Below are 13,067 nucleotides of genomic sequence, written 5' to 3' on the forward strand. Positions count from 1 at the left end.
TTAAATTAAAGATTGATGCTTTAAACCCTCCGTCAGTTCGAGTATTTTTCCGTAACAAAGTGAAGAAAAAATGTATCGAGAACTAGTGAATGATAAAAAAATAAGTCCTAAATTCAATAACTTCTCGATACGATTTTTTTCAAAAATCTACTCGAAGTGACGACCAACATATCTTAATCTTAAATTAAAGATTGATGCTTTAAACCCTCCGTCAGTTCGAGTATTTTTTCGTAACAAAATGAAGAAAATGTAGGGAGAACTTTTAATTAAATTGAACTTCTCGATATGATTTTCTTTCAAAAATCTAATCGAAGTAGCAGCCCAACGTCTATCGAAAACTTAGTCTTAACTTAAAGATTGAGGCCAAGTTTTTAAACAATCCGTTTTTCATTATTCAATTCTGCGTAAAATTGGCTTTCATTAAAACTATCTTTTGCTGCATGATAACCGATATTGAAAATTTGTTCCAAACGGTCTTTTCTTCTTTCAAAAGTTCCGTAAGTAGACAATTCCTGTGAAGAGATAAACCAGTCACAATATTCAAACTTTACCTTTTCAACTCTGTAAGAAAGTAAATCGTAAGAACGCGAAACAATCGCTTTAATGGATTTTAAATCATTAATTTGAATATCATGAGGCGGAGAAACAAAAACGCCAATTAGTTTATCGCAATCGTCCCTAATAATGTCTGCAGGGAAATTGTTCAGTACTCCCCCATCACAATACATTTCATCATCAATAATGTAAGGTGTTGTGATTCCCGGAATAGAACATGAAGCGATAATAGCATCCACAACTTTAAAATTATTATCAAAAATCTTTTCTGTTCCGTTGACTAATTCCGTCGCTACAATCTTTACCTCTTTATCCAGATCTCCCAGTTTCATGTCTCCAAAAATAGGATTTAAGTAATTTCTAAAAATTACTGATGAAACCAAACCCGGCTGATTAAAAGCAAAATGTTTCCAGTTGAAAAAATAAACCGAATTAAAGAACTCTAAAATTTCTTCAGGCTTTTTCCCGACCGCATGCAGACAGCCCACAATAGAACCGGCGCTGCAACATGACAGAACATCTACTGTAATCCCTTTTTCATGCAGGAATTTCAATACCCCCGCATGAGCGATCCCTTTCGTTCCGCCACCAGATAAAACAAGTCCTATTTTTTCAAAGTTCATTGAATAAATGTAAGAAAACAAGCCGAAAAAATCTGATTAAATTTTGGAAATTCTGTGATTTTAGAAATATTTTAACACAAATAAATTTATTATTAAACCTGAGCTCAGGATAAAGCCTAATACAAAATCATACTGGATTCCTTGTAAGCATATTTTTGAAAAACATCGTATTGAGAAGTGATTAAAATTTCCTGTACATTGAGATGATTGACCCAATTCTTGACATTGATAAGGGCAACGATTCCTTTTAAAACCTTACGGGAGGGATATTTTACTGCTCCCGTCGGGTCTTTTAGTCATACATATGTATTGTTTACAAGTTCCGATACGTTCTGCAAAGGTTCGGAGATGTTCATCCATCATCCGGACAGGTATTTTATACATCCGGAGGTATCAGTAACCCTTCGAAACAGGTCGTATAACCTATATAGATGATTAAATAACCTCATCGGCAGGGTAAACAACCCCGATGGACACCCAAATAACCTGTCACGAAGGGTTGTACAACCTATCGGAAGCGGTTAACAACCTCTCCGGAGCATTCCGGGACGTATCCGGATACCTAAAGAACCTATCCGATGGGGTTCGGAACCTCAAATTCGGGGTTCGGAACCCCTCAGTCCGTCCTCTCTATATCTCTGTTTAGAAAGATACCAAAAACCACAGACAGAATCTGTGGCTCATCGCTTATTTTCTATCGTACAGCTGCAGTATTTTCAGTAAATCTTTTTCTTCAAACAAGGTATCAAGAAGCGACAGAATATCCGGATATCCGTAAAATTTTTCTTTTAAAATAGCTACAGTTCCGGGCATTTTAAGATGTAATTCGGTAATATTTTTCTCTTTATGAAACATCAGATATTCAGTATCATTTGTTTTATAAGTATAGATAGGACCAGAATATATGCTTTTCTTATACCAGCTTACTTTCTTTCCGCTAAACATTACCTGAAGCAGCCCGACATCTTTGGAAAGAGCTGTTTTTCCATCTATGAATTTTCGTTTGACCTTTTTAAGATCTGTAATTTCCATATATTGAATATCATTTTCATAAACTTTCATTTTTTTTCCCGAAGGATCTAAAATTGTCATCCGTTTGATATAGGTTGCCGGAGAAAATTCTTCGTTGGTATAAAACCCAGTATTAAGAACTTTAGTCTTTATGGTGTCCGGTGAATTTTTCAATACATATTTTATGGGAAAATAAACTTCGTTGTACAATTCTTCTTTTTGAGCAAACAATAAACTGCAATAAAACGCTGAAAGCAATAAACCAATTTTTTTCATGAATGTAAGATACAAAAAAGCCCGGTAATTCCCAGGCTTTAGATATATCACAGTGAATATTCTGGCTGTTCTTCTATTTCAAAGAGAAAAACTTCGTTTCTATTCATTTTTTATCATAAAGCTGAAGTATTTTCAAAAGATCATCATCAGTCTTCCATGAATTAACCAGAGCCATAAGATCGGGATATGCTGCGAATCTTGTTTTCAGGCTGTTTTTAAGTCCAGGATTAAAAAATCCGGATTCATTGATAATCTTTTTGTTTTTATCATCGACAAGAAAATCTGCTTTGGTAATAGTCCCGGTTCCATAAGGATAAAACCGATACCAATTCATGTTTTTGCCCTCATACAAAATCTCAATAAGGCCGCCTTCAATCTCCATTCTTCCCGCGGACGCATAATATTCGTGGCTAATGTTGTTTTCGTCTGTAATTTTGATATATTCAACATCTTTTGGCTCTACCCAGGTTTCTACCCCATTATCGTCCCTCATCTTCATCTTAAACATAATGGTAGCAATATAATACTTTGTATTCGAGAATTTTCCTACATTTCTGATTCTTGTCCTGATAGTATCGCTGGACGTTTTTAAAATATATTCTGCCGGAAAATATCTTTTATCATCTTTCTGCTGCGAAAATAAAAATCCGAAACAAAAGAATAACAATAAAAATGCTGTTTTTTTCATAATCAATAATTAAAAACCCGGAAAATTCCGGGCTTTAAATATAATATAATAATATTTTAGTTATTAATATACTTCTCAAAAATTCTTGAGAAATCTTTCTGATTATACTTGTCAAAACTATTCGTGTTCCATGCAAAAATATACTCATTGATTGCTCTTAATTCCTGGCTTTTCGAAACATTTTCCTGTTTTCCTGAAGCTACACTTGTGATTGCTTTCTGAATGCTGTCATTGGAGAAATTCAATAGTGAGTGATTGTGATGAACTTCCTGCTGAATGGCCAAAAGAGCTTTATATAAATCTTTCAACTGATCGATCTGACCTTTCGCCACGCTGATCATTAGAGGAACATTCCCGATATTGAACGAAATTTCAACATCCAGATCGATCGTTCCCGCAGTTTGCAAAGCAATATTCGAGAAGGGAAACTGATAATATTCGTATCTCTTCAACACTCTCTTTTTATCCAGAGCACTTGCACCGTCGATATGAATCAATGCTCTGTTGGTAAAGCAATACTCGTCTCTTTTAGATTTAATTAAAAAGAAAATCTTTTCATTATCTTCCGATAAAATATAATCATCAGAATCTACTTTATCATAATCCTGAGAAGGAATAATTTTACCGATATCTCCTAATCCTAACGCTTCTGCAGCTAATTTTTTAAACATGGTTTATTTTAATTTGTATTTTATTAAGTGAGTAAAATTAAGAAAATAAGTGAGACAAAATCAAATTACCTTAGAGTCCTTCTAAATTTAATAAATATTACAATCATCATTCATTTTTTGACGCAAAGATTTTATTTAAAAACTAATTATTTAAGTGAGCAAAGAAGAATCAACAAGTTGATTTGATGAAGCTGTGTTTTCAAGCTTCGCGAGACAAATTTTATTTGCCTTTGCTTCCTAAAAATAATGTATAAAATTGAATTAAAACTTTGCGTTTAAAATAATAGCGTCATAAAAATTTTAAATAAGCTCTTACAAAAAGAAAAAACCACAGACAAAATCTGTGGTTTTAATATATTTAAAATTGATTATCTCAAATTAAATGTGAATCACTTCTCCGTAAGCAGCAGCAGCAGCTTCCATAATTGCTTCAGAAACTGTCGGGTGCGGGTGAATAGACTTGATGATTTCGTGACCTGTAGTTTCTAGTTTTCTAGCTACAACAGCCTCAGCAACCATATCTGTAACCCCTTCTCCGATCATGTGACAACCTAACCACTCACCATATTTAGCATCGAAAATAACTTTGATGAAACCATCTGTATTTCCGTTCGCCGTAGCTTTTCCACTTGCGGAAAGAGGGAATTTACCCACTTTGATGTCGTATCCTTTTTCTTTAGCCTGTTTTTCTGTAAGACCAACAGAAGCCACTTCCGGGTGACAGTACGTACATCCAGGGATATTGCCATAGTCTATTTTCTCAACATGCATTCCTTTGATTTTTTCAACACAAGTAATCCCTTCAGCAGAAGCAACGTGCGCCAAAGCCTGAGTAGGAATCAAATCTCCGATTGCGTAATATCCAGGAACTGAAGTTTCATACCATTCGTTGACCAAAACTCTACCTTTATCTGTCTGGATTCCCACTTCTTCAAGACCGATGTTCTCGATGTTGGCAGCGATTCCGACAGCAGAAAGTAAAATATCAGCTTCAAGAACGATGTTTCCTTTTGCCGTTTTTACAGTAGCTTTTACACCTCCTCCGCTTGTATCAACGCTTTCTACAGAAGCATTCGTCATAATTTCGATTCCTGATTTTTTCAGAGATTTCTCTAAGTGCTTAGAAATTTCCTCATCCTCTACAGGAACGATATTTGGCATAAATTCAACAACAGTTACTTTTGTGCCCATTGTGTTATAGAAATCAGCAAATTCTACTCCGATAGCTCCGGAACCTACTACGATCATAGATTTTGGCTGCTCAGGAAGAGATAATGCCTGTCTATATCCGATTACTTTTTTACCGTCTTGTGGCAAGTTCGGTAATTCTCTGGAACGTGCTCCCGTTGCGATAATGATGTGATTACCTGTATATTCGGTTACTTTTCCGTCTTTATCCGTAACAGAGACTTTTTTACCTTTCTGTACTTTAGCCGTTCCTAAAATAACATCGATTTTATTTTTTTTCATCAGGAATTCAATCCCTTTGCTCATTTTGTTGGCAACTCCACGGCTTCTCTGAATTACGTTCGGAAATTCAAAACTTCCTTCCACTTTGTTCAAACCATAATCTTCAGCATGGTTAATATAATGAAAAACCTGAGCCGATTTCAACAAAGCTTTAGTTGGAATACATCCCCAGTTAAGGCAAATTCCTCCTAAATTTTCTTTCTCGATAATTGCAGTTTTGAAACCCAACTGTGCCGCTCTGATTGCAGTAACATATCCACCAGGACCACTTCCGATGACAATAATATCGTAATTCATTAGTTTAAAATTTTTATGCGAATTTAAGGAAAAATATTGGATGAAGCGCATTTATGATAATTCATCTGAGAATGCATCATAAAACAAGATTTTCATTTAATAAAAATAAAAAAAGAGAACACTTTTCGTATTCTCTTTTCATAAAAATTAATATCTTCTTAAAATTTCGTAAAACAAATAATATAGAATTAAGCTATACTGATTTTAATATTTTAAAAAAATCTTTGTTATTACATCTTTCTAAGCAATCTTTTCTGATCCTGATATTTCTGATTTAAAGCCTTCAACTGATCTCTCTTCATTTGCTTCGTTGCCAGCGGATGGTTCAGAATTGCTTTTTTCTCCTGATTATATCTTTTATCCAGTTCACGCGATTTTGTAGCAATTAATTCGCTTTTTGAAGGATGCGGCGGTACTGGCGGCCGCTGTTGTGCAAAAGCACTTGTTGATAAACCTATCAATAAAATCGTTGATATAAAAAACTTTTTCATAACATTTATCTTTTTTGAATGATTTTAACTGATTATTTAATTTCAATTAATTTCATTCAGGTTCGTCATCAATATTACAGATATCATACCATAATTTTCATCTTATGATTTTTTAAGATAAATTACTTTCCTTTATAAGCAACTCTCCAGACAATACCGCTTACATCATCTGCCACCAACAGCGATCCATCTGCAATCTGTAAAACACCGACCGGTCTTCCGTACACATCTCCTTTAGCCTCATTAGCAATAAATCCAGTAAGAAATGGCTGAGACGGTCCTGCAGCTTTTCCGTTGGCAAAAGGCACAAAAGCTACCTGATAACCAACCAGCGAAGAACGATTCCAGGAACCATGCTGCCCGATGAAAGCTCCGTTTTTATATTTTTCAGGAAACTGTTTTCCCGTGTAGAAAGTAAGTCCCAAAGATGCAGTATGACTTCCCAGCGGAACATCCGGAACAATTGTTCTGGAAACCATTTCAGGATTTTCACCTTTTCTTCTGGGATCCTCATGCTTTCCGAAGTAAGCATAAGGCCAGCCGTAAAAAGCATCTTTTTTTACACTCGTAAGGTAATCGGGAACAAGCTCGTCTCCAAGTTCGTCTCTTTCATTCACCACTGTCCAAAGTGCTCCGGTAGAAGGATTCCAGCTCATCCCAACAGGGTTTCTAAGACCCGATGCATAGATAATTTCAACGCTTCCATCAGGATTTACTTCCAGAATATTGGCTCTTCGGATCTCATTTTCCATTCCATGTTCTGCAACATTGCTTCCCGAACCTACCGTAATGTAGATTTTTGACTGATCTTTACTCGCGATGAGATTTCTCGTCCAGTGATTATTGTAACCTCCTGCCGGAAGGCTGACAATCTTTTTTCCGGGCTGGGTTATTTTTGTGTCGCCCAATTTATAAGGATAAACCCAAAGCCCGTCGGTATTGGCGACGTAAAATTTATCTTTAATGATGAGCATTCCGTAAGGCTGGTTCAGATGATCCAAAAATACGGACGAAGACTCTGCAACACCGTCTTTGTTGGCATCGCGGTAAAGAATAATCCTGTTGGCAGATTTACCACCCACTTCAGCATCACTTTTTCCGCTGATATCATTTTTAATTTTTTCCGTAGCCGAACGTTCGGAATTAGAAAGTACTACGAAAATATCCCCGTTTTCAGCCTGAATCATATTTCTCGGGCTCTTAATGTTTTCAGCAAAACGCGTAACCGTAAAACCTTGCGGAGCAATAGGAGCTTTATCTTTCGGCCATCCAATCACGTTGCTGAACTTATTTTTCGAATTTTTTTCATCCGGTGCAGGCAATTTTAAAGTATCTGTCTCGGTAACAACCTGCGTACCTGAAGAAACATTTTCTTTTTTATTTTCCTTGCAGCTAAAAAACAGCACTGCCAATGAAGGTAAGAGATAATTTTTCATAAATTTTTAAGATTTGGTGTTAGAATAATTCCCGTCAAAAATTACAAAAACCGTTCCCTTACACAGAAAACGGTTTTTATATATTCTTAAAATTGTATTGAAATTTTTATTCTACTTCAATATTCTGTTTTAAAGGCAGATTCTTAGAAGAATTTCCCACAAAAATTCTATACTCTCCTTTTTCAACAATCCAGTTCATTTTCTCATCTAAAAACTGCAATTCTTTCACTGGAACTTCAATTGAAATTTGTTTTGATTCTCCTGACTTTAATTCTACTTTTTGGAAACCTTTCAATTCAATAATCGGCCTTGAAACTGAAGCCAACAAATCTTTTACGTATAACTGAATAACTTCACTTCCTGCTTTTGGGCCTGTATTTTTTACATTGACATTTGCGATGATTGTATCATTTTCAGAATATTTCGTTTGATTTAACTGTAAATCGGAAATTTCAAAAGTTGTATAGCTTAATCCAAAACCGAAAGGATATAAAGGTTCTCCGCTTAAATCATAGTAATCGTTTCCTCTTCCCGTCGGATGATGATTGTACGCTAAAGGCAACTGTCCTTCCTCAATCGGGAATGTAATCGGCAATTTTCCCGAAGGATTTTCTTCTCCGAAAAGTACTTTCGCCACAGCATTTCCGCCTTCCTCTCCAGGATACCAAACATCTAAAATCGCACCGATTTTATCTTTCCAATCCGTAGTTTTTATAGCGGAACCTCCAACCAAGACAACCGTTGTCGGCTTACTTAGTTTTGAAACTTCGTGAATAAATTTTTCCTGATTTCCGGGCAAACTCAGCGAAGAACGATCCTGAAATTCACCTTCATGAATTCCTGCTATCACGACGATGTAATCTGCATTTTGAGCAAGCTTCAAAGCATCACTAAAATCTTTTTGATAGTCATTCAAACCATAATTCCAAATCAATTCGATGTTGGCTTCTCCCCTGTTTTCATGGAATTCTACAATGATGTCATATTTTTGACCTTTAACGAAATCAATATTGATTGTTTTGGTTGAATAGCTCAGCTTTTCCCAATTGTCAATCAATAATTTACCGTTTACATATAATCTGAAACCGTCATTTCCACGGAGTCCTAATTGATATTTTCCCGAATCTGGAGCTTCCAGTTTTCCTGTCCAGCGAACGCTGTAATGGTCCGGTTGAAGTTTTTCGGGATTTGGAGAATATAATGTCCATTTGAAATTCAATTGTTCGTCTTGTTTTTCAAAAACAGGATTTCCTTTTAAATCAGTATTGGAAAAATAATTTCCTGTCAGTCCTTTTTGATTTTCTGAAGATAAAAACTCGGTCGGAACCGTTACAAATTGTTTCAAATTCCAATCAATTCCTTTTGAATAATTGACTTCAATATTTTTATTTTTAACGAAATTTTTAATTCCATCTAAAATATTCACCTTCTTATTTCCCGGCCCTGAATAACCACCCAATCTTGCGTCAACTGCATCCGTTCCAATCACCAAAATCCTTTTATAATTTTCTGAAATCGGAAGTGTCTGATTATTATTCTGAAGTAAAACAAAAGATTCAACAGCAGTTTTTTCCGCTAAAGGCTTATGATTGATTTTCTTTAATTCTTTAATATCTTTATCAGAAACGTAAGGATTTTCAAACAATCCTAATTCAAATTTTGCTCTTAAAACTCTCGCTACTGCATCATCAATTCTCTCTTTTGAAATTCTTCCATCCAAAAACGGAGGAATAAACAATTTATAATGTTGATATTCGGTCTGGAAAATCACTTCAAGTCCCGCATTTATGGCCTGTGCAGAAGCATCATCATAATCTTTTGCCGTAAAATGCAAAACGTTTGCTCCACCAACTGCACTCGCATCGCTGATCACAAAACCTTTGAAATTCCATTCTTTTTTCAATTTTTCGGTGAGTAACCAATGATTTGCCGTTGAAGGTCTTCCATCCAATAAATTATAAGAAGTCATCACCGAACGACTTTTCCCTTGATTAAAGGCTTTTTGAAACGGAATTAAATGGGTTTCCTCCAAATATCTTTTACTCCAATGAATCGGATATGAATCTCTCCCACCTTCACCAACATTTGCCAAAAAATGTTTCGGAGTCGTAATAATTCCCTGATTTTCAAAAGAACTGACAAAATTCACACCCATCACAGAAGTTAAAAATGGATCTTCGCCATACGTTTCCTCCGTTCTTCCCCATCGAACATCACTTGCCAAATTCACAACCGGAGTCAAAATCTGACGGATTCCTCTCAACTTCGATTCTTTTGCAATTGCTGTCGATACTTCTTTCATCAATTGAGGATTGAAGGTTGCTGACAAACCGATTGCTTGTGGAAAAGCGGTTGCTCCTTCACGCATTAATCCGTGTAAAGCCTCATCAAAAGGGATAATCGGGATTCCCAACCGAGACTCTTCCACGAAATATTTCTGAATGGCGTTTATTTTTTTTGCCAGCCTTTCCGCGTCTTCATTTGCATTATATTTCAACAATTGTCCGGCAACTCCACCGCCTTGGTTTCCCGCACTCACCTGCAATCCGAAAATTCCGTGGGAATATTGACCTTTCGGAACGTTATCCAAATCTCCGGGAGTCATGAAGCATTGCCAGAATTTTTCTTCTGGAGTCATGCGCCTTAATAAATCCTGGACTCTGGCTTCAATAGGCTGTTTGGGGTCTTTATATAATGGTTTTTGAGCTGTAATACATGTTGTGCTCAATAACGAAATTATTACAATTTTAAATCGAAGTTTTAAAGACATCGCAAAATAATTTAATTTTTATACGTTCTTTTGTCTTGAAACAAAAGAACCAAAAGTTCAAGACTTGGAACTCTACGCTAAAAATTAAAATTTAATCCTAAAATTCCCAAAACTTGTGCGAATTCAATATTTGTTCTTCGTTTCAATATTTGTCTCGCGCTTCAAACAATGGGAATTTCTTAACGGATTAAGTTTTAATTTTCTTAACGCTCCGATTTCCTAGGTCATTTTTAAGACTGTTTATATTTATTGTGTAATTTGAATTACGGTTGAATATTTTAATTGGTTTCTTTCTTTTGGTAAATTAATTTCAATTGAATTTCCTGTCTTTTTCCATTGAATTTTATTGGATAATCCCAGAACTTTTAATGATTTCGGCTTAAAATTTTCCGGAATTGTAAAACTTAATGTTGATGGAGATTGATAATTTGACTGATCATCTAAATGAAAAATATTCACTGTTTTTCCGTCTATGCTTTGGGTGTAATAAAAATTTCCGTCGTGGTAAGGTGCAACACTTCTCGTCGCAAAAACCGCAGACTGGTTTTTATCCATCCAACCTGAAATTTCATTTAGTCTTTCATAAACAATGGCATCATAATCTCCGTTGGGTCCTGGAGCAATATTCATCAGATAATTTCCTCCTCTTGAAATGATTTTGACTAAAGTTTCAATGATTTTCTGAGACGATTTATAATTGTCATTGGGAACATACGAAAACGAATCACCCATTGTAATGCAGCTTTCCCATGGAATTGAAAGCGGTTTTTCCGGAACGGCCTGTTCAGGCGTCACATAATTTTCCCATTTTCCGGGAACCGTTCGGTCTACAATAATAATTCCGGGTTGATTTTTTCTAGCCATCGTTCCTATTTTATCCATGTCGATATCCTGCTCAACCTTGATGGTTCTTTGCCATTCAACATTCTGATCGATCGTGTTAAATGGGCGAACCCAACCTCCATCTAACCAAAGAATATCTATTTTACCATAGTTTGAAGTAATTTCATTCAGCTGATTAAAGGTGAAATTCTTGAAATTGTTCCATCTTTCAGGGTATTTCTTCGGGTCGTAGTTTACATTTCGGTCTTTTGGAGGAAAATAGGACCACCAATAATCTTCGGAATGCCAATCGGGTTTTGAGAAATAAGCTCCAATTTTGAAGCCTTCTTTTCGGAAGGTATTGAAAATTTCTTTCGTTACATCGGCTTTTGGATTTTTAGAGAAAGGTGTTTTTGAGGAAGTAACTTTATAATCAGATTGTTGGGTATCAAACATGGCAAAACCATCGTGATGTTTTGTTGTGAATACCACATATTTCATTCCCGCTTTTTTCACTGCATCTGCCCATTTCTTAGGATCAAATTGAGTCGGATTGAAAGTCGTCTGAAGATTTTCATAGTTTTTCACATATTCGTAGTACGATTTTCCGTGTTCCGGTTTTCTCTGCGTCCACGATTCATCTTCCGGACAGAGGCTCCAGCTTTCCACAATTCCCCACTGGCTGTACGTTCCCCAATGCATGAAGAGCCCAAATTTTAAATCCTGCCAGTTTTCCAGATTCTTAACAACCAAAGGATCTGTTGGTTTCTGATAGCCTTCCGAAACATTATGAGCCTGTGAAAAAAAAGTAGATGATATGAGTAATGATGAAAGAAATAAGGTTTTCGTTTTTGGCTTGATGAGCATAACGTTTAGTTTTTGCTAATTTAATATTTCACCGGAAAATTTTAACCAAAAAAGACACAAAAGATTAAAACACATTAGAATTTAAGATTATTATCACACTTTATAGAAGAACACATTAGTTTTGAAAATCAAAGATTTTCTGTTGCGTGGGTTTCTAATTCCGTTTATTTTTTTATTTTTAAATCAAATCATTAAATGCAGATTCAATATTTGAATAAGTAAATTCAAAGCCACTTTTCATTAATTTTTCAGGATAAACATTTCGGCTTTTCAGTAATAATTCTGTTTCACTTTTTAAAAATATAGAGGCAATTTCCAGTTGCCAGACAGGAGCATTCAATCCTAACGGAATTTTCATTTCTTTTCTTAATTTTCGCATAAAATCTTCATTAGACAAAGGATTTGGAGCCGTTACGTTGATTTCTCCTGAAATATTTTCATTGTCAATTATAAATTCGACTGCTCTGCAAAAATCATCAATATGAATCCAGCTAACATTCTGATTTCCTCTTCCCTGTTTTCCGCCTAACCCTAATCTTGTGATGGTTTTCAGTTTTGGAAAAGCGCCACCGTTATTCCCTAAAACGATGGAAGTTCTTAAAGCAACTTTCCGCACATTTTCTGTTTTTACTTTAAAAAATTCTTTTTCCCAGCTTTTGCAGATGTTCATAGAAAAATCGTCGCCGATAATTCCGTTTTCTTCTGTGTTTAAATGAGTTTCTGAATGAACATAAATAGTCGCCGAACTTGCATTCAACCAAATTTTAGGCTTATTGACACACTCATCGATTGCCTGTTGAAGAACTTTTGTACTTTCAATTCTTGAATTGTAAATTTCTTTTTTGTTCTTTTCCGTATATCGGCAATCGACAGATTTTCCTGTTAGATTGATTAAAACATCAGCATTTTCAAGCACATTTTTCCATTCGCCCAACGTTTTTGCATTCCAGTATATTTCATTTTCACGTTTTGGATTTCTGGTTAAAATATAAACCTGATTTCCTTTTTCTGTAAAGTATTTTTCTAAATTCTTGCCTAAAAAACCTGTTCCGGCTGCAATGATTATTTTCATTTGGTTGATGGTATTTAG

General features: G+C 35.4%; 10 protein-coding genes. All 10 read right to left on the reverse strand.

What is annotated here, in order from left to right; translation table 11 throughout:
* Positions 1 to 371: 371 nt before the first annotated feature.
* On the reverse strand, positions 372 to 1,178 hold the full coding sequence (locus BUA89_RS20380) for a patatin-like phospholipase family protein (RefSeq protein WP_072963203.1): 807 nt from the start codon (positions 1,176 to 1,178) through the stop codon (positions 372 to 374).
* A gap of 687 nt (positions 1,179 to 1,865) precedes the next feature.
* Positions 1,866 to 2,465, reverse strand: a complete 600-nt coding sequence (locus tag BUA89_RS20385; RefSeq protein WP_072963206.1) for a hypothetical protein — start codon at positions 2,463 to 2,465, stop codon at positions 1,866 to 1,868.
* A gap of 103 nt (positions 2,466 to 2,568) precedes the next feature.
* Positions 2,569 to 3,153 (reverse strand): hypothetical protein, encoded by a 585-nt coding sequence (locus tag BUA89_RS20390; RefSeq protein ID WP_072963210.1) that lies wholly within the window; start codon positions 3,151 to 3,153, stop codon positions 2,569 to 2,571.
* Positions 3,154 to 3,209: 56 nt separating this feature from the next.
* Entirely contained in the window at positions 3,210 to 3,824 is a 615-nt protein-coding gene (locus BUA89_RS20395) for a PH domain-containing protein (protein WP_047400304.1), read from the reverse strand.
* A 378-nt stretch (positions 3,825 to 4,202) separates the two neighbouring features.
* Entirely contained in the window at positions 4,203 to 5,591 is a 1,389-nt protein-coding gene (lpdA, locus tag BUA89_RS20400; RefSeq protein ID WP_072963213.1) for a dihydrolipoyl dehydrogenase, read from the reverse strand.
* A gap of 230 nt (positions 5,592 to 5,821) precedes the next feature.
* Positions 5,822 to 6,082 carry a hypothetical protein gene (locus BUA89_RS20405; protein ID WP_072963216.1) on the reverse strand — a complete coding sequence of 87 codons (261 nt, stop codon included), beginning with the start codon at positions 6,080 to 6,082 and terminating at the stop codon, positions 5,822 to 5,824.
* Positions 6,083 to 6,204: 122 nt separating this feature from the next.
* On the reverse strand, positions 6,205 to 7,518 hold the full coding sequence (locus BUA89_RS20410) for a PQQ-dependent sugar dehydrogenase (protein WP_072963219.1): 1,314 nt from the start codon (positions 7,516 to 7,518) through the stop codon (positions 6,205 to 6,207).
* 106 nt (positions 7,519 to 7,624) lie between these two features.
* Positions 7,625 to 10,288, reverse strand: a complete 2,664-nt coding sequence (locus BUA89_RS20415; RefSeq protein ID WP_072963222.1) for a beta-glucosidase — start codon at positions 10,286 to 10,288, stop codon at positions 7,625 to 7,627.
* Positions 10,289 to 10,534: 246 nt separating this feature from the next.
* On the reverse strand, positions 10,535 to 11,977 hold the full coding sequence (locus BUA89_RS20420; RefSeq protein ID WP_072963226.1) for an alpha-L-fucosidase: 1,443 nt from the start codon (positions 11,975 to 11,977) through the stop codon (positions 10,535 to 10,537).
* 178 nt (positions 11,978 to 12,155) lie between these two features.
* A complete protein-coding gene (locus tag BUA89_RS20425) occupies positions 12,156 to 13,049 on the reverse strand; it encodes a TIGR01777 family oxidoreductase (protein WP_072963229.1) in 894 nt (297 codons plus the stop codon).
* Between the last annotated feature and the right edge of the window lie 18 nt (positions 13,050 to 13,067).

The sequence above is a fragment of the Chryseobacterium arachidis genome, from assembly GCF_900129245.1.
Lineage (GTDB): Bacteria > Bacteroidota > Bacteroidia > Flavobacteriales > Weeksellaceae > Chryseobacterium > Chryseobacterium arachidis.

What these genes read in the sequence shown, in the direction of transcription:
- BUA89_RS20380 (WP_072963203.1), bottom strand. Translation starts at nt 1,178, where the DNA reads ATGAACTTTGAAAAAATAGGACTTGTTTTATCTGGTGGCGGAACGAAA.
- BUA89_RS20385 (WP_072963206.1), bottom strand. Translation starts at nt 2,465, where the DNA reads ATGAAAAAAATTGGTTTATTGCTTTCAGCGTTTTATTGCAGTTTATTG.
- BUA89_RS20390 (WP_072963210.1), bottom strand. Translation starts at nt 3,153, where the DNA reads ATGAAAAAAACAGCATTTTTATTGTTATTCTTTTGTTTCGGATTTTTA.
- BUA89_RS20395 (WP_047400304.1), bottom strand. Translation starts at nt 3,824, where the DNA reads ATGTTTAAAAAATTAGCTGCAGAAGCGTTAGGATTAGGAGATATCGGT.
- lpdA (WP_072963213.1), bottom strand. Translation starts at nt 5,591, where the DNA reads ATGAATTACGATATTATTGTCATCGGAAGTGGTCCTGGTGGATATGTT.
- BUA89_RS20405 (WP_072963216.1), bottom strand. Translation starts at nt 6,082, where the DNA reads ATGAAAAAGTTTTTTATATCAACGATTTTATTGATAGGTTTATCAACA.
- BUA89_RS20410 (WP_072963219.1), bottom strand. Translation starts at nt 7,518, where the DNA reads ATGAAAAATTATCTCTTACCTTCATTGGCAGTGCTGTTTTTTAGCTGC.
- BUA89_RS20415 (WP_072963222.1), bottom strand. Translation starts at nt 10,288, where the DNA reads ATGTCTTTAAAACTTCGATTTAAAATTGTAATAATTTCGTTATTGAGC.
- BUA89_RS20420 (WP_072963226.1), bottom strand. Translation starts at nt 11,977, where the DNA reads ATGCTCATCAAGCCAAAAACGAAAACCTTATTTCTTTCATCATTACTC.
- BUA89_RS20425 (WP_072963229.1), bottom strand. Translation starts at nt 13,049, where the DNA reads ATGAAAATAATCATTGCAGCCGGAACAGGTTTTTTAGGCAAGAATTTA.